The 23,974-nt window shown below is 67.4% G+C and carries 26 protein-coding genes; 17 read left to right on the top strand and 9 right to left on the bottom strand.

Features of this window, described 5'->3' with window-relative positions; translation table 11 throughout:
- Positions 1-6 precede the first annotated feature (6 nt).
- From RYH79_RS14730 to RYH79_RS14710, 5 genes are read left to right on the top strand one after another with little or no spacing between them, the layout of a single operon-like run.
- Positions 7-588 carry a V-type ATP synthase subunit E gene (locus RYH79_RS14730; protein ID WP_370900418.1) on the top strand — a complete coding sequence of 194 codons (582 nt, stop codon included), beginning with the start codon at positions 7-9 and terminating at the stop codon, positions 586-588.
- Complete coding sequence (gene ahaC / locus RYH79_RS14725) at positions 581-1,630, top strand: ATP synthase A1 subunit C (protein WP_370900416.1); 1,050 nt, start codon at positions 581-583, stop codon at positions 1,628-1,630. Before RYH79_RS14730 ends, ahaC begins: the two co-directional genes overlap by 8 nt.
- Positions 1,627-1,977 carry a V-type ATP synthase subunit F gene (locus RYH79_RS14720; protein WP_370900414.1) on the top strand — a complete coding sequence of 117 codons (351 nt, stop codon included), beginning with the start codon at positions 1,627-1,629 and terminating at the stop codon, positions 1,975-1,977. Before ahaC ends, RYH79_RS14720 begins: the two co-directional genes overlap by 4 nt.
- Before the next feature lie 25 nt (positions 1,978-2,002).
- Positions 2,003-3,775, top strand: coding sequence for an ATP synthase subunit A (locus tag RYH79_RS14715; protein ID WP_370900412.1), 1,773 nt, complete (start codon positions 2,003-2,005; stop codon positions 3,773-3,775).
- A 2-nt stretch (positions 3,776-3,777) separates the two neighbouring features.
- Positions 3,778-5,181, top strand: coding sequence for a V-type ATP synthase subunit B (locus RYH79_RS14710; protein WP_370900410.1), 1,404 nt, complete (start codon positions 3,778-3,780; stop codon positions 5,179-5,181).
- 106 nt (positions 5,182-5,287) lie between these two features.
- Here RYH79_RS14710 and RYH79_RS14705 read toward each other — a convergent pair whose 3' ends face one another.
- A complete protein-coding gene (locus RYH79_RS14705) occupies positions 5,288-5,977 on the bottom strand; it encodes a DUF8170 family protein (RefSeq protein WP_370900408.1) in 690 nt (229 codons plus the stop codon).
- Between the two features lie 70 nt (positions 5,978-6,047).
- Here RYH79_RS14705 and RYH79_RS14700 point away from each other — a divergent pair, with 70 nt between their 5' ends.
- Positions 6,048-6,482, top strand: a complete 435-nt coding sequence (locus RYH79_RS14700) for a winged helix-turn-helix domain-containing protein (RefSeq protein WP_370900406.1) — start codon at positions 6,048-6,050, stop codon at positions 6,480-6,482.
- A 9-nt stretch (positions 6,483-6,491) separates the two neighbouring features.
- Here RYH79_RS14700 and RYH79_RS14695 read toward each other — a convergent pair whose 3' ends face one another.
- Complete coding sequence (locus RYH79_RS14695) at positions 6,492-7,853, bottom strand: bifunctional metallophosphatase/5'-nucleotidase (RefSeq protein WP_370900404.1); 1,362 nt, start codon at positions 7,851-7,853, stop codon at positions 6,492-6,494.
- Positions 7,854-7,885: 32 nt separating this feature from the next.
- Complete coding sequence (locus RYH79_RS14690; protein WP_370900403.1) at positions 7,886-9,367, bottom strand: helix-turn-helix transcriptional regulator; 1,482 nt, start codon at positions 9,365-9,367, stop codon at positions 7,886-7,888.
- Between the two features lie 124 nt (positions 9,368-9,491).
- On the opposite strand from RYH79_RS14690, the gene RYH79_RS14685 reads away from it, so the two are divergent.
- Together RYH79_RS14685 and RYH79_RS14680 are read left to right on the top strand one after the other, a co-directional pair.
- Positions 9,492-11,180 carry a histidine kinase N-terminal 7TM domain-containing protein gene (locus tag RYH79_RS14685; protein WP_370900401.1) on the top strand — a complete coding sequence of 563 codons (1,689 nt, stop codon included), beginning with the start codon at positions 9,492-9,494 and terminating at the stop codon, positions 11,178-11,180.
- 26 nt (positions 11,181-11,206) lie between these two features.
- Positions 11,207-11,875 (top strand): metallophosphoesterase family protein, encoded by a 669-nt coding sequence (locus RYH79_RS14680; protein WP_370900399.1) that lies wholly within the window; start codon positions 11,207-11,209, stop codon positions 11,873-11,875.
- A gap of 12 nt (positions 11,876-11,887) precedes the next feature.
- Here the strand turns inward: RYH79_RS14680 and RYH79_RS14675 are convergent, their stop codons facing one another.
- Positions 11,888-13,093: an aspartate kinase gene (locus RYH79_RS14675; RefSeq protein WP_370900397.1), complete on the bottom strand. Its 1,206-nt coding sequence runs from the start codon at positions 13,091-13,093 to the stop codon at positions 11,888-11,890.
- Positions 13,094-13,264: 171 nt separating this feature from the next.
- Between RYH79_RS14675 and RYH79_RS14670 the strand changes: the two genes are divergently transcribed.
- Entirely contained in the window at positions 13,265-13,699 is a 435-nt protein-coding gene (locus RYH79_RS14670; protein WP_370900395.1) for a DUF2391 domain-containing protein, read from the top strand.
- Between the two features lie 81 nt (positions 13,700-13,780).
- Complete coding sequence (locus RYH79_RS14665; RefSeq protein WP_370900393.1) at positions 13,781-14,011, top strand: hypothetical protein; 231 nt, start codon at positions 13,781-13,783, stop codon at positions 14,009-14,011.
- A 1-nt stretch (position 14,012) separates the two neighbouring features.
- On the opposite strand, the gene RYH79_RS14660 is transcribed toward RYH79_RS14665, so the two are convergent.
- Positions 14,013-14,252 (bottom strand): HTH domain-containing protein, encoded by a 240-nt coding sequence (locus tag RYH79_RS14660; RefSeq protein WP_370900391.1) that lies wholly within the window; start codon positions 14,250-14,252, stop codon positions 14,013-14,015.
- A 186-nt stretch (positions 14,253-14,438) separates the two neighbouring features.
- Positions 14,439-14,642, bottom strand: coding sequence for a VNG_1110C family protein (locus tag RYH79_RS14655; protein WP_370900389.1), 204 nt, complete (start codon positions 14,640-14,642; stop codon positions 14,439-14,441).
- Positions 14,643-14,758: 116 nt separating this feature from the next.
- Here RYH79_RS14655 and RYH79_RS14650 point away from each other — a divergent pair, with 116 nt between their 5' ends.
- From RYH79_RS14650 to RYH79_RS14635, 4 genes are all read left to right on the top strand, one after another.
- On the top strand, positions 14,759-15,868 hold the full coding sequence (locus tag RYH79_RS14650; protein ID WP_370900387.1) for an OBG GTPase family GTP-binding protein: 1,110 nt from the start codon (positions 14,759-14,761) through the stop codon (positions 15,866-15,868).
- Positions 15,869-15,873: 5 nt separating this feature from the next.
- Positions 15,874-16,323, top strand: a complete 450-nt coding sequence (locus tag RYH79_RS14645) for a DUF8050 family protein (protein ID WP_370900385.1) — start codon at positions 15,874-15,876, stop codon at positions 16,321-16,323.
- A gap of 42 nt (positions 16,324-16,365) precedes the next feature.
- A complete protein-coding gene (locus tag RYH79_RS14640) occupies positions 16,366-17,100 on the top strand; it encodes a DUF8528 domain-containing protein (protein WP_370900383.1) in 735 nt (244 codons plus the stop codon).
- A gap of 145 nt (positions 17,101-17,245) precedes the next feature.
- Positions 17,246-17,563 (top strand): winged helix-turn-helix transcriptional regulator, encoded by a 318-nt coding sequence (locus RYH79_RS14635; protein ID WP_370900914.1) that lies wholly within the window; start codon positions 17,246-17,248, stop codon positions 17,561-17,563.
- 22 nt (positions 17,564-17,585) lie between these two features.
- Here the strand turns inward: RYH79_RS14635 and RYH79_RS14630 are convergent, their stop codons facing one another.
- Both RYH79_RS14630 and RYH79_RS14625 read right to left on the bottom strand, forming a co-directional pair.
- On the bottom strand, positions 17,586-17,993 hold the full coding sequence (locus RYH79_RS14630; RefSeq protein ID WP_370900381.1) for a DUF6684 family protein: 408 nt from the start codon (positions 17,991-17,993) through the stop codon (positions 17,586-17,588).
- A gap of 63 nt (positions 17,994-18,056) precedes the next feature.
- The gene (locus tag RYH79_RS14625; RefSeq protein WP_370900379.1) at positions 18,057-18,422 is read right to left on the bottom strand and encodes a DUF7541 family protein; all 366 of its coding nucleotides are present in this window, start codon (positions 18,420-18,422) and stop codon (positions 18,057-18,059) included.
- A gap of 116 nt (positions 18,423-18,538) precedes the next feature.
- Here RYH79_RS14625 and RYH79_RS14620 point away from each other — a divergent pair, with 116 nt between their 5' ends.
- From RYH79_RS14620 to pyrF, 3 genes are all read left to right on the top strand, one after another.
- Positions 18,539-19,429, top strand: coding sequence for a methyl-accepting chemotaxis protein (locus tag RYH79_RS14620; RefSeq protein WP_370900377.1), 891 nt, complete (start codon positions 18,539-18,541; stop codon positions 19,427-19,429).
- Positions 19,430-19,689: 260 nt separating this feature from the next.
- On the top strand, positions 19,690-20,673 hold the full coding sequence (locus tag RYH79_RS14615) for a hypothetical protein (RefSeq protein ID WP_370900376.1): 984 nt from the start codon (positions 19,690-19,692) through the stop codon (positions 20,671-20,673).
- Between the two features lie 78 nt (positions 20,674-20,751).
- Positions 20,752-21,558 carry an orotidine-5'-phosphate decarboxylase gene (gene pyrF, locus RYH79_RS14610; protein WP_370900374.1) on the top strand — a complete coding sequence of 269 codons (807 nt, stop codon included), beginning with the start codon at positions 20,752-20,754 and terminating at the stop codon, positions 21,556-21,558.
- A 6-nt stretch (positions 21,559-21,564) separates the two neighbouring features.
- Here pyrF and RYH79_RS14605 read toward each other — a convergent pair whose 3' ends face one another.
- Positions 21,565-23,901 carry a methyl-accepting chemotaxis protein gene (locus tag RYH79_RS14605; protein WP_370900372.1) on the bottom strand — a complete coding sequence of 779 codons (2,337 nt, stop codon included), beginning with the start codon at positions 23,899-23,901 and terminating at the stop codon, positions 21,565-21,567.
- Between the last annotated feature and the right edge of the window lie 73 nt (positions 23,902-23,974).

The following is a 23,974-nucleotide window of genomic DNA, read 5'->3' as shown; positions in this document are numbered from 1 at the left end:
CAACACATGAGTCTCGATACAGTTGTCGAAGACATCCGGGACGACGCCCGCACGCGCGCCGAGGAGATCCGCGAGGACGCCGAGGAGCGTGCCGAGGAGATCGTCGCCGAGGCGGAAGCCGAGGCCGAGGAGCTCCTGGAGGACCGCGAGGCGGCCGTCGAGCGGCAGATCGAACAGGAGCGGGAACAGGCGCTGTCCTCTGCGAAGCTGGAGGCCAAGCAGGCCCGGCTGGAGGCGCGCCGCGACGTGCTCGAAGACGTACGCGAGGAGACGGAAGCCGCGATCGCGGAGCTGTCGGGCGACAGGCGGGCGGAGCTGACCCGTCTGCTGTTGGAGGACGCGGCCGCGGAGTTCGACACGGACGACGTCGTCGTCTCCGGCCGCGCAGACGACGAGTCGCTCATCCGTGAACTGTTGTCCGACTACGAGGGCTACCAGTACGGGGGCGAGCACGACTGTCTCGGCGGTGTCGTCGTCGAGAGCGAGGTGTCCCGCGTCCGGGTCGACAACACGTTCGACTCCGTGCTGACGGACGTGTGGGAGGACAGCCTCAAGGAACTGAGCGCACGACTGTTCGACGATGAGTAGTCGCTCCGGGAGCGCCAACGCGGAGTACGTCAACGCCCGTGTCCGGTCGCGGCGGGCCGGGCTGTACGACGAGGAGTCGTACCGTAGACTGCTGCGAATGTCGCCGGCCGAGATCGCCCGCGAGATGGAAGAGACCACCTACGAGCGGGAGGTCAACGAGCTCGGGTCTCGTTTCGGCGGGGTCGACCTGATCGAGTACGCGCTCAACCGCAACCTGGCTCGACAGTTCGACGACCTGTTGGGCTGGGCAGAGGGGGGCCTGTACGACCTGCTCGTCCGGTACCTCCGGAAGTTCGACGCCTGGAACGTCAAGACGCTCCTGCGTGGGGTGTACGCGGAGGCGGGCGCCGAGGACGTGCGCGTCGACCTGATCCAGGCGGGAGAGCTAGACTCGACTCGGTTGGAGCGGCTGGCCGACGCCGGTACCGTCGAGGAGATCGTCGAGGGACTGTCCGACACGTTGTTCGGCGACGCGCTGGCCGACGCCGTCGAGGACTACGAGGAGACGGGGCTGCTCGTGCCCCTGGAGAACGCCGTCGACCGGGCGTACTACGAACTGCTGACCACGAACGTGGGGTCGTCGCCGGAGCTCGCGGAGTACCGCCGGTACCTGCGGGCGGAGATCGACTTCCGGAACGCGATCAACGCCCTGCGGCTGGCGCGCTCCGGGACGGAGCTGGACCCGGCGGAGTACTTCATCGACGGCGGCGGCCTGTTCTCGATCCGCGACGTACAGCGCCTCGCCGGCGACGTGAACGAGCTGATCGCGTACATCCGCGACAGCACGTACGGCGACGACCTGTCTGCGGCGCTGGACGAACTGGAGTCGGCAGACAGCCTGGCCGGCTTCGAGCGCGGGCTGGAGGCCGCACAGGTGGAGTACGCGGACGCGCTGGGCACCGTCTTCCCGTTGTCGGTGACGCCCGTGATCGCGTTCGTGCTCTCGAAGGAGCGCGAGGTGGACAACATCCGGGCGATTGCCCGCGGCAAGGAGGCGGGGCTCGACGCAGACGAGATCGAGCGCGAACTGGTGATCCTATGAGCCAGGAGATCGCAGTGATCGGCAGTCCGGAGTTCACTACTGGGTTCCGGCTGGCCGGTGTACGGAAGTTCGAGGACGTGCCGGAAGACGAGAAGGACGAGCAGCTGGACGACGCCGTCGAACGGACGCTCGCCGACGACGACGTCGGCATCGTCGTGATGCGCGACAGCGACCTGGAGCACCTCTCTCGGGGGGTCCGGGAGTCCGTCCAGGGGAGCGTCGACCCGGTGCTCGTCACGCTCGGTGCCGGTGCCGGCGGCAGCGGGCTGCGCGAACAGATCAAACGCGCCATCGGGATCGACCTGATGGCGGAAGACGAGGAAGACCAGGAACGGGGGACACCCTGAACCACCGCGGAACCTACAACAACACATGAGTCAAGCAACTGATCCGGAGACGACGCCCGCAGACGCCGGCGTGATCCGGAGCGTGAGTGGGCCGGTCGTCACCGCGACCGACCTCGACGCCCGGATGAACGACGTGGTGTACGTCGGCGACGAGGGCCTGATGGGCGAAGTGATCGAGATCGAGGGTGACGTGACCACGATCCAGGTGTACGAGGAGACCTCGGGGGTCGCCCCCGGCGAGCCCGTCGAGAACACGGGCGAGCCGCTGACGGTCGACCTCGGCCCGGGGATGCTCGACACCATCTACGACGGTGTCCAACGGCCACTCGACGTGCTCGAAGAGAAGATGGACAGTGCGTTCCTCGACCGCGGCGTCGACGCCCCGGGGATCGACATGGAGGCGGAGTGGGAGTTCACCCCCGAGGTCGAGGCGGGAGACAAAGTCGAGTCCGGTGACGTGCTCGGAGTCGTCCCGGAGACGGTCACCATCGACCACAAGGTGATGGTGCCGCCGGACATCGAGGGCGGTGTCGTCAGCGAGACGAAGGAGGGCACCTTCACCGTCGAGGAGACGGTCGTCGAGTTGGAAGACGGCACGGAGATCTCGATGCACCAGGAGTGGCCGGTGCGCGAGCAACGGCCGACCGTCGAGAAGGAGACGCCGAAGACGCCGTTGGTGTCCGGCCAACGGATCCTCGACGGGTTGTTCCCGTTGGCGAAGGGCGGGACGGCGGCGATTCCGGGGCCGTTCGGCTCCGGGAAGACCGTCACCCAGCAGTCGTTGGCGAAGTTCGCGGACGCGGACATCGTCGTCTACATCGGCTGCGGGGAGCGCGGCAACGAGATGACGGAGGTCATCGAGGACTTCCCGGAGCTGCCGGACCCACAGTCCGGCAACCCGTTGATGGCCCGGACCTGTCTCATCGCCAACACGTCGAACATGCCCGTCGCCGCACGAGAGTCGTGCGTGTACACGGGGATCACCATCGCCGAGCACTACCGCGACATGGGGTACGACGTGGCCCTGATGGCCGACTCCACCTCGCGGTGGGCGGAGGCGATGCGGGAGATCTCCTCCCGGCTGGAGGAGATGCCCGGCGAGGAGGGGTACCCGGCGTACCTCGCCGCCCGCCTGAGTCAGTTCTACGAGCGGGCCGGCTACTTCCAGAACGTCAACGGCACGGAGGGGTCGATCTCCGTGATCGGCGCCGTCTCCCCGCCGGGGGGTGACTTCTCCGAGCCGGTGACCCAGAACACGCTGCGGATCGTGAAGACGTTCTGGGCGTTGGACTCCGACCTGGCGGAGCGCCGGCACTTCCCGGCGATCAACTGGAACGACTCCTACTCGCTGTACCGCGAACAGCTCGACGAGTGGTTCCGGGAGAACGTCGCGGACGACTGGCCGGAGAAGCGCCAGTGGGCCGTCGACACCCTGGACGAGGAAGACGAACTCCAAGAGATCGTCCAGCTCGTCGGGAAGGACGCCCTGCCGGAGGACCAACAGCTCACTCTGGAGGTGGCGCGGTTCCTGCGTGAGGGGTACCTCCAGCAGAACGCGCTCCACGACGTGGACCGGTACTGCCCGCCGGAGAAGACGTACCGCATCCTCGAGGTCATCAAGGAGTTCAACGACGAGGCGTTCGACGCACTGGACGCCGGTGTTCCGATCGACGAGATCATCGGGATCGAGGCGGCCCCGCGGATCAACCGGATCGGAACCACGCCGGAAGACGAGTACGACGAGTTCGTCGACGAACTCGCCGAAGACATCACCGAACAGCTGCGTTCGCTCTACTAACAATGAAAGAGTACGAGACAATCACGGAGGTCAGCGGCCCGCTGGTGTTCGCCGAGGTGGACGAGCCGGTCGGGTACGACGAGATGGTGGAGATCCAGACGCCCCAAGGGGAGACCAAGCGGGGGCAGATCCTGGAGTCGGAAGAGGGGCTCGTCGCCATCCAGGTGTTCGAGGGCACGTCCGGTATCGACCGGAACGCGTCCGTGCGGTTCCTCGGGAAGACGCTGAAGATGGATCTCACCGAGGATCTGCTGGGACGCGTGCTGGACGGCTCCGGCCAGCCGATCGACGGCGGGCCGGACGTCGTCGCAGACGAGAAGCGCGACATCGTCGGGGCGGCGATCAACCCCGTCTCCCGGGAGTACCCGGAGGAGTTCATCCAGACCGGCGTGTCCGCCATCGACGGCATGAACACCCTGGTGCGGGGCCAGAAGCTGCCGATCTTCTCGGCGTCCGGGCTGCCGCACAACGAACTGGCGCTCCAGATCGCGCGGCAGGCGTCCGTGCCGGAGGCCGAGGCGGCCGGCGAGGACTCCGAGTTCGCCGTGATCTTCGGCGCGATGGGGATCACCCAGGAGGAGGCCAACGAGTTCATGGCCGACTTCGAGCGCACCGGCGCGCTGGAGCGGTCCGTCGTGTTCATGAACCTCGCGGACGACCCGGCCGTAGAGCGGACGGTGACGCCGCGGCTGGCGCTCACTACCGCCGAGTACCTCGCGTTCGACAAGGGGTACCACGTCCTGACGATCCTGACGGACATGACGAACTACTGTGAGGCGCTCCGGGAGATCGGCGCCGCCCGCGAGGAGGTGCCGGGCCGCCGTGGCTACCCGGGGTACATGTACACGGACCTGGCGTCCCTGTACGAGCGTGCCGGCCGGATCGACGGACGCGAGGGCTCCGTCACGCAGATCCCGATCCTCACGATGCCCGGTGACGACGACACCCACCCGATTCCGGACCTGACCGGCTACATCACGGAAGGCCAGATCATGATGGACCGGGACCTCAACAGTCAGGGTGTCGAGCCGCCGATCAACGTCCTGCCGTCGCTGTCGCGGCTGATGGACGACGGGATCGGCGAGGGGTACACCCGCGGCGACCACGCCGACGTGAAAGACCAGCTGTTCGCGGCGTACGCCGAAGGCGTCGAGCTCCGCGACCTGGAGAACATCGTCGGCCGCGAAGCGCTGGACGACCGCCAGAACCGCCTCCTCGACTTCGCCGACCAGTTCGAGACGGAGTTCGTCGAGCAGGGGTACGACACGGACCGCGACATCGACGACACGCTGGACATCGGCTGGGACCTCCTGTCGTTGCTCCCGAGGTCGGAACTCAACCGCGTCGGCGAGGACCTGATCGAGGAGTACTACCAAGACGACGTCGAGGAAGTCGCTGCGGACTGAGGGCGGTTTCTCGTTTTCTATTTCGGTCTTTGTTTCGACAAGCTACCGGGCCGAACAGCCGGACCTGTGTCGTGTATCAGACCAGATCAGTTAGGATACAGCACCACTACCGACAGTCTTCGGCCACTCGTCGGGTCGCCCGGTCAAGATTGTCACAGTCCACGGTCTCGGCGTGAGTCCGACGGTACAGTCGGCCACGATTGTCGACAGTTTCGAACTTCTTGGCGAGCATTCCGTCGTAGTGGTCGTGTTCTGCCTGTGTGGCGACTTCCCCGTCCGAGTAGTAGTCTCGTTTGAGAACTCTGACTTTCTCGTCGAGAGAAACCTCACCAAATTCGAGTTCGTGACCGCCATCGTCGTCCTCGAACACGAAGACAGCGTAGTCTGTCCGGTCGTAGAAAGCACAGAACTTCAGATACCACTGGTCCACTACTCTATCCTCTGAATCGATCTCTTCCATCAGAGACGCTTCCATCGGAGGGTACTCCGAGATACAGTCTCGAACAGCCTCCAGCCGGTTCCGTTGGCCAGAGGCATCGTCGTAGCTTCCGAGGACGAAGTACAGTTGTTCTACGTCAGCGAACTGTTCACAGTCCTTGTGGACGACATCGTACAGCGCACTGTATTCTCTCGGTGTGAGGCTGCCCTCTCGGAGATTTGTCCACTCTTCGATTATTCTCTTGACGAACTCGGACACTGTGTGAATAGCGCTAGAGCCACATACTGTTGTTAGCTCTTTGTTCGGTGGCTCCTCGTGCCCGCTAGCTCTCTTTGCGAATCCTCGTTCAGGACTCACCAAAACAGATGTAGGCTAGCCCGACTAGAGACTAGACGAGATGAGTGAGAGAGGACTAGACGATTCGACAGTGGACAGAGCAGCGAGACTAGAAGCGGGCGAACAGGCAGAGATCGATGGAACTCGGTTCGATCAGTTAGACACGTTGCTGGACAAGAAGCGTCTCCGCTTCGTCCAACAGATCCTCGCTCACGACAGCGGCGTGCTCTCCGTCGAGGAACTGTCCTACCGGAACCCGGACATCGAGTCGGGGACAATCGACTACCACCTCCGGAAGTTGGAGTCGGCAGAGCTCACCGAGCGACTGTCCACAGACGACCCCGCCAACGACCTTCCGAACACGTACTGGGCGGTCACCGGCCGCGGCGTCGCGCGACTCGACGAACTCGGCTTCTACGACGAAGTCGAGGTGCTGGCAGTCGCAGACGAGGCGCTGGAGCGCACGGAGCGGATCGAGCGAATCGAAGCGTTCGACGCTCGTCCGCAGGTCGACGTGTCGCAGTAGACCCGGAGTCTAGTTCTCTCTCGCAATCCGCCCCTCCGTCCCGACCCCCAACCCACCCTCTCGCGCGTGCTCGGCGATCGCCGCGAGCACCGACACCCGGTCGCGGACGAGGTGTGTCTCGTTCGCGGGGTCGTAGCCGTCCGTCAGCACGAACCACCCGGTCGTCGCCACGGTGTACGGCTCGTCGTCGACGAGCGGACCCCCGTCCGAGCGACAGACGGACTGGAGGTCGCCGTCGGCGTCCCAGCGCACCCGGAGCCCGGCGACGTGGGCGTGGACCCACCCACGCTCGCCGGGGTGGTCGCAGCCGCAGTCCGCGAGCACCGTACGGAGTTGCGCGCCGGACAGACGGAGTTCGTGGACGGTGTCGTCGAACGGGGCCAACGAGACGGCGTCCGCGAGTGTGACGGTGCCGGACAGCGCCGGCCCCGGACGCAGCGAGCCGGCGGGGAACAACGCGGCGTCGGCGTCGACGGCCGCCCGGAGCGCGTCCGCGAGGAAGTTGCCGACACGCGACTCCCCGCCGGTGCGGTGCCGTCGCTCTCGGGGGACGCGGTCGACGGTCGCCAACGGCTCGTCACCGCCGAGCGTGGCCCGGAGATCGCGGTAGCGCTCCCGGGTGGGCTCGTGGACCGGTGCGTCGGCGACTGGGTGCGTGCGGATCGCCGGGTCGCCGTCCGCGAGACGCGCGGAGAGCACCGCGTCGGGACCTCCGCCCCGGAGGAGGACGGTGCCGTCGAACGTCCCCGTCAGACGCTCGTGGACGTGACCGCCGACGACGGCGTCGGCGTCCGTCTCGCGGGCGACCCGCTCGTCGTGTTCGCCACAGTGCGAGAGGACGACCGTGTGGTCGACGCCGCGGTCGCGGAGCGCGGCGAGCCCCTCTCGGACGGCCGGCACCGGGTCGGAGACGGTCGTCGCCAGCCCCAGCGGGAGCAGTTCCTCGGTCGCCGGGTGGGTGACGCCGACGACACCGACGCGGGCGTCGCCGCGTTCCACGACGACCGTGTCCTGGAAGCCGTCGGCCGCGTTACCACAGCAGTACGTCGGCGGGACGGAGGCTGCCCACGCCCGGGTCCAGTCCAGCCCGGGGTCGAGATCGTGGTTGCCGGGCACCTCGGCGTCGTGGGCGATCGCCTCGAACGCCGGGCGGGCCAGCGCGCGACCGTGGTCGAAGCCGGACGGCGGGTCGTCGCCGACGGCGTCCGTGGCAGCGAGTGCCGCGAGGCTGCCGAGTGCGGTGTCGTCGCCGCCGCCGACGACGACGGCCTCCTCGGGCAGCCCGCGACACAGTCCGACGAGCCGGGCGACACGCGTCGGGCGATCGTACACGCCTTCGAGGTCGTCGAAACAGTACAGACGGAGGGACACGCTGTGAGGGGACGGTCGCCGGTGAGGAGAAGCTACGGGTCCTCGTCGACGACTAACTCCACGACGTTCTCGCGGCCGACCCGGAGCTTCTCCACTCGGTCGTCGTCGGCCATCCGCGAGAGCACTCGGGATGTCTTCGACGCCGACCACTCCAACGTGTCCGCCAGCGCCGACTGGCGCATCCGGCCGTGTTCGCGGGCCAGCGCCTGCGTCACCCGTTCTTCGTCCGTCAGCGGCGGCCGGAGGTCGGCGAGCACGCTCGCGTACGGCTCCGGGGGCTCGCCGTCCGCGTCGCCGGCCACGCCCGCAGCCGTCGTCGCGTCCGTGGGGTCCGACGCGTCGCCGGTCGCGTCCGTGTCTGTTGCGTCCGTCGAGTCCGACGACTCTGTCTCCGTGTCGTCGGTCGTCGTCACATCGGTCGTCGTCTCGTCGGCCGTCGTCTCGTCGGTCGTTCCCGTCTCCGATCCGTCGGCCGTCGTCCCCGTGTCGGGCGTGGCCCGGTCGGTCGTCTCGTCGCGCGCCGTGTCGCCGTCGGCGGTCGCTCCGTCCGCGTCGGTCGCGTCGACGGCAGCCGTGGTGGTCGAGGCGGTGTCCGTCGGAGCCGTGCTCGCCCCGCCGTCGGGCGCGTCCGGGTCACCCGGGTCGGTCGGGTCGCTCCCCCTGCCGCCCGGGAGCCAGGAGGGAGCGCGCCCGGCTACGACGAGCGCAGTGAACAGAACGGCGATCACGCCCGCAATCGCCGCCGGAATCACGAGGTCGTCGCCGCCCTGGTCGGTCGCGGGCGTGGTCGTCGTCGCCGGCGAGGCCGTCGGTGGCGGTGTGGGTGAGGGGGTCGGCGAGGGCGTGGCGGTCGGCGAGGCCGTCGGTGTCGGGGGTGCCGCGACGACGGAGGGGCGACCGTCTGCGAAGCTGCGTCGACCGGTCCAGCGCGCCCGGCCGTCCTCGCGTCCGTCCGGCGACGGCTCCACCCGAGTGAGACGGTAGTCCGACGGCGCAGTGACGACGAGCGTGTCGTTGGCCCCGAGGTAGTAGCCGCCGCCGAACACGTCGCCGGCGCGGAGGCTGCCGTCGGGCGCGGTCGCCGAGAAGTTCGCCCAGCGGAACCGGTAGGCGACGACACCCCAGCGCCGGGGCACCCGTTGGATCGACGTGGTCGCCGTCACGTCTGCGAGCCGCATCTCGCGACCGGTCCCCTCGGCGGCGTCGGCGACGACCGGCGCGATCCGGTCGCGGAACGACGACTCGTAGGCGGCAGTGTCGTTCCGGAACGTCGCCTGGAACTCGCGGTAGGCGGCGAGGTCGGCGTCCGTCCGGAGCCGAGTGCGGTACCGCACCGTCCAGACGGCGGAGCCGTTCGCCGAGAGGCCGATTCGGGTGACGGTGTCGTCCGTCTCCGGCGTGTCGGCGAGCGCCGGCAGCCCGCCGTCGCCGGGTGCGGTCGCGCCGACGACCGCGACGCCCGCGACGGCGGCGACCAGAACCACGATCACGGCCGCGAGGCTCGTCTCTCGCATTCGTCCGTCGTAGCCTCGGGGGGTTGATAAGTGGCCCCCAAGGGGCAGCCGTGTGAGGCCCGCTCGACACTCCACGCGACAGTCGACCGTAAGCTACCTCACGACGGGCCACGGACGAGACGGCGTGTTGTCGGCGCTCTCGTGGCCCGTGGTCGCGTCGTTGGCGGCCGCGGTCGGCACCTGTTATCTGATCGCGGCGCTGTGGCGTCACCGTGGGGCGCCGGGCGCCGACTGGTTCTTGATCGTGTTGGGGCTCCAGGCCGCGTACACGGCGTTGTACGGTGTCGGTTTCCTCGTCACCGACCCGGGGCTGCGGGCCGCCGTCGAGGTCGGGTTCTGGGTCGTCTTCACCTGGCTCGGACCGGCGTTCGCCGCGTTCGCGCTGACGTACACCGGCCGGCCGGCGGTGCTCCGGACCCGGCCGTTCGGCGTGGTGGTAGTCGTTCTCCTCGGGGTGACGGTGACGCTCCCGTTCGCGCCCGCCGGCGGTCTCGTCTGGACCGGGTTCGAGGTGGCAGAGACCGCTGGCGTCGCCGGCGCGACGTACACCCGCGGTCCCGCGATCTTCCTCAGCTTCGTGGCGAACGCCGCGTTGACGGCTGGGGGTACGGTCCTGTTGTTCGACACCGTCGTCAGCTACGGGCCGTTGTACCGTCGTGAGGCGGCGGCAGTCGGAGTGAGCACGCTCCCGCCGGCCGTCGGCGCGACGCTGTGGGGTCTCGGGCTGCCCGTCGGCGGTCCGAACCTGATGCCGGTGTTGGCGCTGCCACACGTCCTGTTGGACGGCTACGCCTACCTCGCGTCCGACCTGTTCGAGTTCGACCCTGCGACGCGACGTGCCAGCGAACGGGCGGCCGTCGACGAGCTGGCGACGCCGGTGGTCGTCTTGGACCGCGAGTCGCGAGTGATCCGACTGAACGAGGCCGCCGCCGACACGCTGGACACGACGCGGGCGGCGACGCTCGGCGAGCCGGCGGCGACAGTCGGGCTGTCGTTCGACCCGAGCGACCCTCCGGAGTCGGTGGAACTGCGGGTCGGCGGTCGACGACGGACGTACCGGGTGACCGCCTCCGGACTCCGGGACAGGACGGACACGCTCGTCGGCTACACGGTCGTCCTCCAGGACATCACGGCCGAGCGCCGGCGACGCCAACGGCTGGACGTGTTGAATCGTGTGCTCCGGCACAACCTCCGGAACGGTCTGAGCGTCGTCCAGCTGTACGCCGGGCAGATCGCCGACACCGGAGACGGAGAGACGCCCGAACTGGCGGCGGAGATCGAACGCCAGGCAGACGAGCTGCTCGCGCTCGGCGACGCCGCTCGCCGGGGTGAGGAGGCGTTGGACGCCGGCGACGACCGTCGAGAGGTGGCGGTGGCGGCGCTCGTGTCCGAGGCGGTCGACGATCACGACGATGTCGACGTTCGAGTCCCGGCGGAGCTACGGCTGGCGGTGGCGCCGGCGCCGGTGACGCTGGCCGTGGCGAACCTCGTCGACAACGCGGTCGAACACGGCGCGCCGCCGGTGACGGTGTCGGCCCGTGCCGACGACGACGAGGCCGTGATCGAGATCCACGACGAGGGACCGGGCGTGCCGGAGTACGAACTCGCTCCGCTGCGGGCGGACGCGGAGACGGCGCTGGAACACGGCAGCGGGCTCGGACTCTGGCTCGTCCGGTGGGGGGTAGACGCCGTCGGCGGCGGCCTCGCCGTCGACACGTCGGACGGGACGACCGCGACCGTCCGCGTCCCCGGAGTCGTCGCCGGCAGGGAGGCGGCGGCGCCGGCTCGTGAGCGCCCTGACACCGGAAGTTAACACACAGTAGCCACAAACGGCGAAGCGTGCGAATCGGACTGCTCTCGGACGTTCACGGCAACAGAGTGGCGCTGGAGGCGGTGCTGGCGGATCTCCCGCCGGTCGACCGGCTGGTGTGTGCCGGCGACGTGGTGGGGTACAACCCGTGGCCGGCCGACTGCGTCGAGACGCTCCGCGACCGTGGGGTGCCGACCGTCGTCGGTAACCACGACCGGGCGGTCGCCGAGGACACGGGGTTCCGGTTCAACGCGATGGCGTCGGCCGGCGTCGACCACGCCCGCGAGCAGTTGGACGAGGGCGCGCTGTCGTGGCTGGGGGACCTCCCGCGACGCCGACGGCTCGCCGACGGGCAGGTGGCCGTCGTCCACGACCACCCGGAGCGCCAGGACCACTACACCTACCCGGAGGAGTTCGACCCGTCGCTGCTGGCGGCCGCGGGCGACCCCGAGGTGCTCGTGTTGGGCCACACCCACCTCCAACACCACGAGACGTTCGACGAGGGAGTCGTCGTCAATCCCGGGAGCGTCGGCCAGCCACGGGACGGTGACCCGCGGGCGGCGTACGCCGTCGTCGACCTGGACGACCGGTCGGTGGCGGAACACCGAGTGACGTACGACGTGGACGGAGTCGCGGAGGCGGTGGCGGACGCCGGACTGCCGGAGAAGATCGGCGAACGGCTGTACCACGGGAAGTGAACGAACGACGGGCTACCGCGAGACGTTCTCGTGTGAGATCGACACCTGTTCCTGGACGATGGACAGCACCTCCTCGCGTTCCGACCACGCCACGAACACGGCGACGGAGGTGGCCGACGTGACGATGTCGTGGATCGTCACGCCGGCGTCGGCGAGGGGAGCGACGATTCCGGAGATGACCCCCGGACGATTTGGAAGTTCCCCGCCCATGATCCGAATGACGGCGAACTCCGACTCGTTGGTGACCGAGGACAGCGACTCGTCTTCCACCACCTCGTCGTGGAGCGTCGTCTCCGCCACCTCGGCCACGTCGCTGCCGACGTAGAAGGTGACGGAGTCCATGCCGGAGGCGACGGCGTCGATGTTGATCTCGTGTTCGAACAACGCCTCCGAGAGGTCGGAGAGGATACCCGGCCGGTTCCGGATCGCCCGGCCGGCGACGGTGATACACGCCAACGGGTCCTCCTCCATGTCGACGATGTTCTCGAAGGTGCCCTCCACCTTCGTGCCGCCGGCGGTGAGGTCGCCGTGTTGGTAGTGGAGGACCCGGACGTTCAGGTCCTCGTGTTTGTACGACAGCGCCGAGGGGGCGATCACCTCCGCCCCGCGGAACGAGAGGTTCCGCAGTTCGTCGACGGTGATGCGGGCGACGTTGCGGGCACCCTCCACGACGCCGGGGTCGCCGGTCATGACCCCCTCCACGTCGGTGACGATCACGACCTCGTCTGCGTCCATGTAGTTGCCCAGCATCACCGCGGTGGTGTCGGAGCCGCCGCGGCCGAGCGTCGTCACGTCGCCGTCGGGCGTCTCCGCCAGGAACCCGGTGACGACCGGGACGGTGCCGTCCAACGCCTCCGCCAGCGCCTCGGCCCGTTCCTGGGTGACGGAAGGGTCCACCTCGCCGTGACTGTCCGTGATGACGGGCCAGAGGTCACTCCCGGGCTCGACGAACGTGGCGTCCACGTCGCGGGCCGCCAGCGCCGCCTTCAGCATCCGGACGGAGGTGCGTTCACCCATCGAGACGATCTCCGCGCGGTCGGCGTTGTCGGCGTCGAAGGTGATGTCCTCCAGGAGTTCGTCCGTCGTCGACCCCATCGCGCTGGCGACGACGGCGATCTCGTGGCCGTCCGCGACCACGTCCGCGATCGAGTCGGCGGCGCGCTCGACGCGTTGGCCGGTTCCCAACGACGTGCCGCCGAACTTGGCTACGAGACGCACGCGTGTTCCTCCCCGGTGCCCGTGGGTGGTCGTCGCCCGGTCTCGGTGCCGCCCCGCCTGTCCGTGTCCATGCCGCCAGGTAACACTGGTTCTCGTTTAACGCTGTCCACTCTGCGGATTCCTGCCGCCGACTCGTCGGGATTTTTGTCCGTGGCCCGACTCCCGGCGGCTATGGTAGGGCGTCACTCCCGGTTCGCGCTGGCCGACACGTTTCAACAGGCCGTCGGGGGGTTCCTCCTGGCCGGGCCGTTCGTCGTCACCCAGGAGGTGTGGGACCTGGCGGCCAGCATGGCCTGGTACCAGTTGGGCGTGACGACGCTACTCGTCTTCGCCATCGGGTACGCCGCCCTGTACCGAGCGGACGCCGACCGCGACCCCGACCGCGAGGCGGAGGTGGCGGGCGTTCCCGTCCGATTCGTCTCGCTGATGGCCGTCTCGTACCTGTCCGTGTTCGTGCTGGCGCTGGCGTTCGACGCCCCGAACACGTTCCTCGGCGCGCAGTTCGGCACGGACCACCGGGAGTTGGCGTGGGTGACGCTGAAAGCCGTCTCCGTCGGCTCCGTCTTCTCCGTGATCGGCGCCGCGACAGCCGACTCGTTGTTCTGACTGTCGACTCGTTGTGACACACTTTCGGACACGTCTCACCCAACGATCACAAGTAGTCAGAAGTCAGTAACAGGCAGACTGATGCGTGTTCAGACCGGCGTCGTCGAGATCGCCCGCACTGTCGTCACTGCGGGGCTCGTGGTGGCGACACTGTGGCTGTCGGCACACGCCGGTGTGACGCTCGTCGCGCTCGCTGGGGTCGGTGGGTTGGCGAGAGGAGCGACCGGTCCGTGGTTGTTCGCCGTCTCCGGATTCGTCGGGCTGTGGGTACTCTACGCTGGCTACGTCTGGTACTACAGCGCTCGGCAGTAGCTCACTCCAGGGCGTCCCGAACGGCGACATCCAGCTCCACGGCTCGTCGGAACGCCGCCGACTCGGTGTCGACCCGATACCGCGGCGCGTGTGGGACCGACTCGACGAATCCCGCCGCCTCCAGCGTGTCGATGTGGTTGCCGACGGTGTTGCGGCTGACGCCCGCCATCTCCGCGAGTTCGCTCTCGTCGAACTCGCGCGTTGCGAGGAGGTCGAGCAGCCTGTCGATCAGTTTGCTCACGCCGGGTTTTCACGTCACTGTTGCCCAGCCGGTCTCGGTCGGTGCGTTCTCGCCTTCGTTGTGATCTGTCTCCGACATCGTGTTGCTGTGGCAGTCTCGTCGAGTGTTCGACTCGTTTTCCCGAGCCGGTGCGTTCACACCCGTGAACGGAAGTACAGATAACGTTTCGTCGAGTGAGACAGCAGTTCACCGCACGGAGACGCCGTGTCGGGTGAGAAACTCCGCGACCGCCTTGATCTCCACCGGACTGGCGATGATGCGACAGACGTCCCCGTCGTCGGAGTAGATGGTGACGGTGAACTCCGCTTCGAGCTGCTCCCGCACGTCGTCCAGCGCCGCACACGGGAGGACGATCTGCGTGCTGTCGCGGAGGCGCGCGGGGTCCGGCATACTACACACACACCGATTCTTGGCACGACGTAAGAACGTACCGAAGAAAAGGCGTGTACACGACTGTGCCGAAGGGAAGCGTTTTCACCGGCGGCCGACGGAGTGACGACCGACAGATGGGACTGGAAGAAGAGATCGAGGACCTCCGGGAGGAGATCGCCGAGACGCCGTACAACAAGTCGACGGAGGCGCACATCGGTCGGCTGAAGGCGAAGCTCGCCGAGAAGAAGGAGGAACTCGAGAACCAGTCCTCGGCCGGTGGCGGCGGCGGCTACGCCGTCGAGAAACACGGCGACGCGACGGTCGCGCTCGTCGGCTTCCCGTCCGTCGGGAAGTCGACGCTGATCAACGCCCTGACCAACGCCGACAGCGAGGTGGGCTCTTACGAGTTCACCACGCTCGACGTGAACCCGGGGATGCTCCAGTACCGCGGTGCGAACATCCAGATCCTGGACGTACCGGGGCTGATCGAGGGGGCTGCCGGGGGCCGCGGCGGCGGCAAGGAGGTGTTGTCCGTCGTCCGGACGGCGGACCTGGTCGTGTTCGTCCTCTCGGTGTTCGAGATTCAACAGTACGACCGACTCTCCGAGGAGCTGTACGACACGAACATCCGGCTGGACACGGAGCCGGCCAACGTCAACATCCGGAAGACCCACAAGGACGGCATCCAGGTGACGATGGGTGACGGCGTGTCGTTGGACGAGCAGACGGTGAAGGACGTGCTCCGGGAGTACGGCTACGTCAACGCCGTCGTGACCATCCCGAAGGACCTCACCATCGACGAACTCGTCGACGCCGTGTTGGACAACCGGGAGTACCTCCCGTCGATGGTGACGGTGAACAAGGCGGACCTGATCGACCGCGACTACCTCCCGACGGTGCGCGAGAAACTGCGCGACCGGGGGCTGAACCCCGAGGACGTGGTGTTCATCTCCGCCGTGGAGGAACGCGGGATGGACGGGCTCAAACAACGACTCTGGGAGGAGCTGGGGCTGATCCGGATCTACATGGACAAGCCCGGTCGCGGCGTGGACTACGAGGAACCACTGGTCCTGTTCGAAGGGGCGACCGTCGGTGACGCCTGCCAGAAGATCGGCGGGGAGTTCGACGAGCGGTTCAAGTTCGCCCGGGTCAGCGGCGACAGCGCGAAACACGACGAGCAACAGGTCGGCCGGGGCCACGAGCTCGCCGACGAGGACGTGCTCCGGATCGTCGCCCGGAAGTGACAGCCGTGTCGGACCGGACGCCCCCCAGCCCGACGCTCGTCGCCGCGGTGTTGGTCGCCGTCGGTGCCGTCCCGTGGTCGGTCCAGACGTTCGTCGGCGGCGAAGTGTTCCTCCGGTTCGTCTGGGGCGGAGTGAGCTTCGAGCCGGCCGTCACCGTCCAGCCGCTCGTGTCGTACCCTCTCGTCTCCGGCCCGCCGATCCTGCTGCGGTGGGCCGGGGCGACCGCCTGCTGGCTCGGTGCCGTCGTGAGCGCGGCCACGAACCAGGTCGGTCTGGAAGACCCACGGGTGACGACCGGGCTCTTGGCGCTGGCGGGCTTCCTCAACCTCCTCGTCGCGCTGGAGTTCGGCGTCCAGCCGACTCGGACAGGGTACCCGACCGGGACGGCAGCGGTGTGGCTCGCGGCCGGCTGGCGGTACGCCCGGGCCGACCCGGCGCGGCGGCGACTCGTGTGAGCGACAGAAACGGTCTTACCCCGGGCACTCCTCCCCGGGGGTGTGCGAGAACTCGACTGTGACTTCTGTGGGGCGGCGGCCGCCGGCGCCTACGAGATCGGCCCGGCGCCGCCGGATCGGTCGCCGACGGACCGCCGGCGGCTCGTACTGTGTGACGACTGCCGCGCGACGCTGTCGACCGCCGTCGAGCCGTTGCTGGAACGACTGCGGACCGCCGAGTCCGGCACGACGGGCGTGACAGACACGGGCGAGTCGGGCACGACGGGCGTCGCCGGGTCCGACGCCGACGAGTCGACGGAGCAGAGCGGACTCGAACCCGCGGGGTCGACGTCCGAGCCGACGCCGGACGACCCCACGGACGACGAGGGTGACCGTGACACGGGGGACAGCCGCCGGGACGGAGTCGACCCGCGGGCGGCGAACGGGAGCGCCGACGCAGTCGGCGGCGAGAGGGGAGAGCGCGACGGCGCGACGGGCGCAGACGACGAGACCGGCGGACCCGGGGCGTCCGACGACGACACCGACGAGACGGGTGGAGACGACAACACGGGCAGGACCGACACGAGTGACCGGACGGAGGGGAGCGAGGAGCCCCCGCAGTTCCGGAAGGTGATGCGGCTGCTCAACAACCGGTCGTTCCCGGTCGACCGCTCGGAGTTCGTCGACCTGGCGGCTGGCGCCTACGACCTGGAGCCGGAGGCCGTCGAAGAGAGCCTGGTGTACGCCGTCGAACGCGGCGTGCTCGGGACCGAGGACGGCCGGCTCGTCCGAGGCTGAGCCGCCGGCGAGCGGTTGCACGGTGAAACCTACTGGCGTTCGGAAGCTACTTTGCTCGCAGGCCCCGAACGTAGGTGTGTCGGGGAATACACAACGCGAAGCGACGGCGAGCGACACACACAGGGAGACAGCAGACCGGGCGGAGCTGTGTTCGGTCGTCGAGGCCGTCGAGGAGATCGGGTCCGAGTGGCGGCTGATCGTCCTCAACGACCTGTTGGGCGGTGAGAAACGGTTCAACGAACTGAAACGGTCGACGGGCGCCAACTCGCGGACGCTGTCGCGGGTGTTGGACGACTTGGAGGACGGCGGACTCGTCGACCGTCGGGTGGAAGACCGGCCCATCGCCACCTACTACAGCCTGACCGAGGCGGGGCGTCACCTCTGTCCGGTGTTCCAGGAGCTGGAGGCGTGGGCCGACGAGTGGCTGCCGGAGACCGCCGAGGCGCCGTCGGCAGACGACTGAACCCGAGGCGTCGGAGCCGGGATCAGGCGGACCGTTCGTCCGTCGACTGTTCTTCCTCGGACACGTCGTCTGCGGGGTCGTCTGCGACGGACCCGTCTGCAGACGCCGCGTCACCGCCGGTCGTGTCGTCTTCCAGCGCCGGCTCCTCGTCGGCGTGTCGGGGCTCGGCGTCGTCGAGCGTCGCCTGGCCCTGGTGGTACACCTCGGCGCGCTCCTCGTCGCCGGCGATCGCCTTGCCGGAGATGTACGTGAGGACCGCCAGCGCGACGAACGGGGCGACCAACAGGAGCACCTGGATCGCACGCCCCAGTTGATCGCCGCCGAACGGGTCGAACACGGCGAACGCCAGGACGAAGAAGCCGATGATCACGAGCGGGATCACGTTGACCAGGAGGTCCAACAGCGTGTCCCTGTCGAACGTGGCAGCCATGCGCGGCGGTTGTCGGTGGTGGGTTAATACCTTGTCCATTCGTCGTCGGCGGGGTCGCCCGGCTCAGACCGCCGGCTCGCGGGTGGAGAAGGCGACTGCCTTGCCGACGAGCGCGCCGACGAGCAGGAGGATCCCGGCCGCGCCGACGGCCTGCCCCCGGACGGGGAGGCCGACGCCGCCGAACGTGAACCAGGCGCCGACGGCGACACAGACGACGCCCAGCACTGCGACGGCCGGCCACGGAGTGTCGGCGTAGCCGGACTCCGCGAACATCCCCGCGACGCTGCCACAGAAGAGGAGTAGTCCGGCGACAGCGACGGGGAACAGTCCGAACAGGACGCCCAACTCCGACACCGGGATGCCCATAGCGACGAACAACGGCCAGGGGCTGGCCGTGTTGTACTGGTCGCTCAGTCCACGCTCACTCATGTCCCGGTGTAGGGGCGAGCTCCCCCTAAGCGCGTCGGTGTAGCACGCCAACTGACGCGCCGTCCACACGGGAGGGAGACGATTCATACGGCTGGCGAACGACCCCCCAGGCGAGCATGGCTTCCAGCACGGGCGGAGACGGAGTCGTCGACGCCGAGGGCGAAGACGCGACGTTGGAACTGGTCAAGGAGGCACTGGAGGAGGTGGGTGAGTCGTCCAGCCAGATCAGCAGTCGGACGGCGGAGATCTCCGAACTCACCGACGAGCAGGCGGACTCGATGGCCGAGGTGTCACAGGAGGTGTCGAACCTCTCTGCAAGCGTCGAACAGGTGGCCGCCTCCGCCGAGCAGGTTGCGACCGCGAGCGCGGAGGCACAGACCCTCGCCGACGACGGCCAGGAGGCCGCCCAGGAGGTTCAGGAGGCGATGGACGGGATCTACGACGCCGCCGCCAACGTGGCCGAGAGCGTCGAGACGATCCAGAGCCGTGTCGACGAGATCAGCGAGATCGTCACCGTCATCGACGACATCGCAGACCAGACGAACCTCCTGGCGCTGAACGCCAACATCGAGGCCGCCCGGTCGGCGGAAGGCGACGGGTTCGCCGTCGTCGCCGACGAGGTGAAGTCGTTGGCCGAGGAGTCACAGGACCGCGCGGCCGACATCGAGGAGACGATCACGGACATCCAGGAGGACACCGACTCCGCCGTCGAGACGATCGAGGAGTCGAACCGGCAGGTGGAGCGCGGCGCCGACGCCGTCCAGAACGCCATCGAGATCCTAGAGGAGATCGGCACCGCCGTCTCCGAGGTGGACGACGGGATCGGCGAGGTGGCCAACGCCACCGACTCGCAGGCCTCCTCGACGGAGGAGGTGGCGACGATGGTCGAAGAGACCGCAGAGACCGCCCGCGACGTCTCCCAGAAGGCCGACGAGATCGCCGACGAGACGAACGCCCAGAGCGCCCGGATCGACGAGATCGGCACGCACATCGACGAGATGCTGTAACAGAATCATGTCTTGATACCGGATCGCTAAGATAATGTATTATTACATACTATAATTTTATCAAACTGTAACTATTTCAAACAAAGTTAGGTTCCAATGGGCGTGCTATTAGACATCCACCCGACATTTGTTTTACTTTCATTTCTTAGACAGGCCAGTGTGAGCCCCGATACCTGCGTTATGTATTAGGAAAACTACACGAAATACACCATCATCTCTTTTCGAACCATTTATTACTAGGTATCGTGTATAATCAAGTGATGCAGAGCAGAAGAGCGGTGTTGAAGTGCATCGGAGCAGCATCGACAATCGGGTTAACTGGCGTCGTAACGGCCAGTGAGCCGGAAGTGAAGGTCGTGACAGAGCTTCGAGACCTGGGTAACGAAGTGAGTCAGGAAGAGGGGGTGAAGATCCAGAAGGACGAACTCACTTCATTCACTGACTCTGGACGACTAGTTCTAGGATCAGCTCGTCCGAAAAACAATGAAGTCAAAATCGTCGGAATGACGGCGGCGGTCAATCGAGACGGAGAGACACGGCAGTTCATTGGAGCGACGGCAGACGACACGAGAGTATCGGAGGTTCACGACGATGTTCGTTCGTATGCACGTCAGTTCACGGAAGAGCTGTCGGGACAACAGGTGACGACAAGGGTCAAGTCTGAGGAGCCGTGGGAATTGTTCGATGACAACGTGTACAAGTCATACAACTACGAGGGGGATGTCGTCTCTGACTCAAAGGTGTTCAACTGGACAGGAAGCAGATCAGACTACGACCGGTGGGGGACGCACAATACGTTCAAACTAACTCCAGCGGATGGGGGTCTGGGGGATTCTATTCTGACATGCCAGATGGATCATGACTGGAGCAATTACGGCGGGACGGGGCTAGCAGTCGTCGGTAATCAGCCGGCGACATCAGATAACAACGCACAGATTGGTGTCGACATGAGCCTAAGTAGCGCTCCTAGTGGGTCAATTGGGTTCAGTTACACGCAAAAGAGCGACGTGAAACGCACCGTCACGCAAGACCCGAAGGTGACGAACTACGACTGGCAATTTGTTGATTTCGACCACGGGGAGGATACCTCACAGTTTGACACCGGGACGGAAATTGCCGCAGATAAAGGTTCACTGGGACTCCAAGACGCACTCGTAACGCTTGACGGGAATGAGCAATTCTATCGTAACGGAGTTCTATACGAGAGCGGATTTAATCAGTTCTTCGAACTCGTCAGTGGATAATTAGCTTTCCACAGACACGTACGACTGCGTATTCCCGAACCGAGAACCCTTACACCCCCGGCCCCCCCACGGCCGGACGTGACAGTCGCCTTCTTCGACCGGCTCGCCGACCGGATCGCGCGCCAGGACACCGTCGTCTCTGTCGGATTGGACGCCGACCTGGACCGACTACCCGAACACCTCGAAGACCACGACCTCCCGCGGTGGGCGTTCAACCGCCGGATCGTCGACGCCACCCACGAGTACGCCGCCTGTTACAAGCCGAACGTCGCCTTCTACGAGGACGCCGACGGCTGGCGGGCGCTCCGGGAGACCGTCGCGTACGCCCACGGCAAGGACGTGCCGGTGTTGTTGGACGCGAAACGGGGGGACATCGGTAACACCGCGCGGCAGTACGCCGAACTGCTGGCGGAGGCGGACGCGATCACCGTCAACCCCTACCTCGGACGGGACTCGTTGGAGCCGTTCCTCTCGCAGGCCGAGAAGGGCGTGTTCGTGCTGTGTCGCACCTCCAACCCCGGCGCGGCAGACCTCCAGGATCTGGAGTTGGACTCCGGCGAACCGGTGTACCGCCGGGTCGCGGCACTCGCGGATCTGTGGAACGAGCGGAACAACGTCGGGCTCGTCGTCGGCGCGACCGCGCCGGAGGAACTGGAGGAACTGCGCGAGGCGGTGCCGGACCTCCCGTTCCTGGTGCCCGGCGTCGGCGCGCAGGGCGGCGACGCCGAGGCGGCGGTGGAACACGGGCTCGCGGACGGCGTCGGGCTCGTCAACTCCTCACGCGGGATCGTGTTCGCCGGCGAGAACGCCGGCGAGGAGTTCCACCACGCGGCCGGCCAGGCCGCGAAGCGGCTGCGTGATCGGCTGAACCGGTACCGGGAGTAGCCCGGATCAACGGTCGTCCGTTCGTCGTCGGCCGCCGTCCGCCGTCGGCCGTGGGCCCGTCTCCGCCGACAGGTCGTCGGTCAGGTCGTCGGCGTCGTCGGCGTCGTCGGCGTCGTCGGCGTCGTCGGCGTCCACCTCGAACTGGGCGACTGCCTCCGACAGCTCCGTGGCCCGGTCGGCCACGGTACCGGCCGTCCGGGCCACCTCCGCGACGGTCGCGGTCTGTTGTTCGGCGGCCGCGGACACTTCGCTGGCGTCCGTGGCGTTCTCCTCGGCGATGTCTGCGATCTCCTCGACGGTGGCAGCGACCTCCTCCGTCGAGGTCGCCTGGTCGTCCGTCGCACGGTCGATGTCTTCGATCCCCTCGCTCACCTCGGCGACCACCTCGTCGATGTCGTACATCGCCTCGATCGCGCGTTCGATGGTGTCGCTGCTGTCGGCGATCCGGTCGCTGGTCGTCCGGATCTGGGCGGCCGTCTCGTCCGTCTGCGTCTGGATCTCGTCGACGAGTCGGTCGATGTCGTCGGCGCGGTCGCCCGCCTCCTCGGCCAGCGACTTGATCTCGTCTGCGACGACCGCGAACCCGTCGCCGTCCGTGTCCGACCGGGCTGCCTCCACGTTGGCGTTCAGCGCCAGCATGTCCGTCTGGTCGGCCACGTCGGAGATCACGTCCGCGAACTGTTGGATCTCGTCGATCTGGTCGACGAGCGCGTCCACTTCCGCGACGGCGTCTCGGGTCTCCGTCTGCACCTCGTCTAACGCCGCTGCGGCCTCTTCGGCGGCCTCTCGGCCCTCCTCGCGGTAGCGGCCGGCTCGTTCCGTGTTGTCCGCGACCGTGCCGGTGGTGGAGGCTACCTCCTCGACCGTCGCAGAGAGGTTGTTGGTCTCGTCGACGACCGTCTGGAGCCGGTCGCGTTGTTCGTCCGTGCCGGCGCTGATCTCCTGAACCGTCTCGGCGATCTCCCCGGTCGCGGCCTCGATCTCGTCGCTGCTGGCCGACAGCTCCTGCATCGAGTCGGCCACGTCGTCCGTGAACGCCTGGACACCGGCCAGCGTCGACTCCAGGTCCGCGACCACCTCGTTCAGCGTCTCTCCCATCTCTTGGACGCCGTCGTGGCGGCTCTCCGGGTCGACCCGGGCAGTGAAGTCCCCGTCGGCGAGCCGAGTGATGGTGTCGCGGTACGACTCCGCCTTCTCCGCGAGGTGTGTCGACAGCGCCTCCGCCTCCTCGCGGGCGGCACGCGCCTCCGCCGTCGCCTGCTCTGCCTCGCTGATCTGGTCGCCCAGGTCCACCCGCATCGCGTCCAGCCCGCGGGCGAGGTCGCCGAACTCGTCGCGACGATCCGTCTCGACGGCCGAGTCGAGTTCACCGTCACGCAGCGCCGCCACGTCCGTCTGGAGCCTCTCTAGGTCGCGCAGCGCCGGTCGCTCGACCACCAGGACGAACCCGGCCAGCAGCGCCGTGATCGCCCCCAGGAGAAGGAACAGATCCTGCCGGAGTACGTCGACGACGCGGAACAACGTCCCGGGCTCGGCGTAGGAGACGACCGCCCAGCTCGTCTTCTCGATGCCGTCGTAGCCGACGACGAGATCCGTCCCGGTCGTGCTGTTGGCCGCCGCAACGACCCGCGACCCCTCGTTCCCGAGGAGTCCCGAGCGCACCGCCGGGGAGTCGACCCCCTCGGCTGCGGTGTGTTGTGTGCCGACGGCGCTGGCGTTCGTGCTGTCGTACACGACCGTTCCGTCGACGCCGACGATCCGGGTCGTCGACTCGTCCAACACGGACGCGATCCGCCCGTCGACGTACGACAGCGACGTCTCCGTCACCACCACGTCCCCCGACGAGAGACGACTGAACACGACCCACGTCCCGTTCCCGACGGTCCTCGCGGTGAGGATCGTGTCGTTCGGGCCGAGACTCGGCGGAACGTCGTAGCCCAACACGTCGGGCGACTGACCGACGACCTGGCCGTCCGAGGAGGCGACCACGCTCCTGGCGCCCGTGTCGATCAGGTGGATCGCCGCGAACTGCTCCGTCTCGGCCCTGTCTTCGTACAGTTCGTTGATCTCGTCTCTCGCGAGCCCGCCCGCCATCGTGGCCGACCGGATACGCGCCGTCGACTGTGCCAGCTGCTCGCCGTTCCCGCGGAGGTTGAACACGATCGTCTGGATCGTGTTGTCTTGGACGTTCGCCTCCGAGGCGATCGACTGAGTGCGCTCCGTCCGCACGACGTCGCTGATCCCCGTCACCGTCCAGCCTGCGACGACTGCACCGACGACCACGACGACTGCTAACCCGACCAGTACCTTCGTCCTGTAGCTCTCGCGTGGATCGAGTTCCATGTTTGTCCCCTCACCCCACGGTCTGGCTACACCCTTTAAATTCGACCGGCGTGGATCCCACGCGTGATAACTG

Source organism: Halobaculum sp. MBLA0143, assembly GCF_041361465.1.
GTDB lineage: Archaea > Halobacteriota > Halobacteria > Halobacteriales > Haloferacaceae > JAHENP01.
Note: the sequence above shows the minus strand (reverse complement) of the source record. Positions and strands in the feature narration are given on the sequence as shown.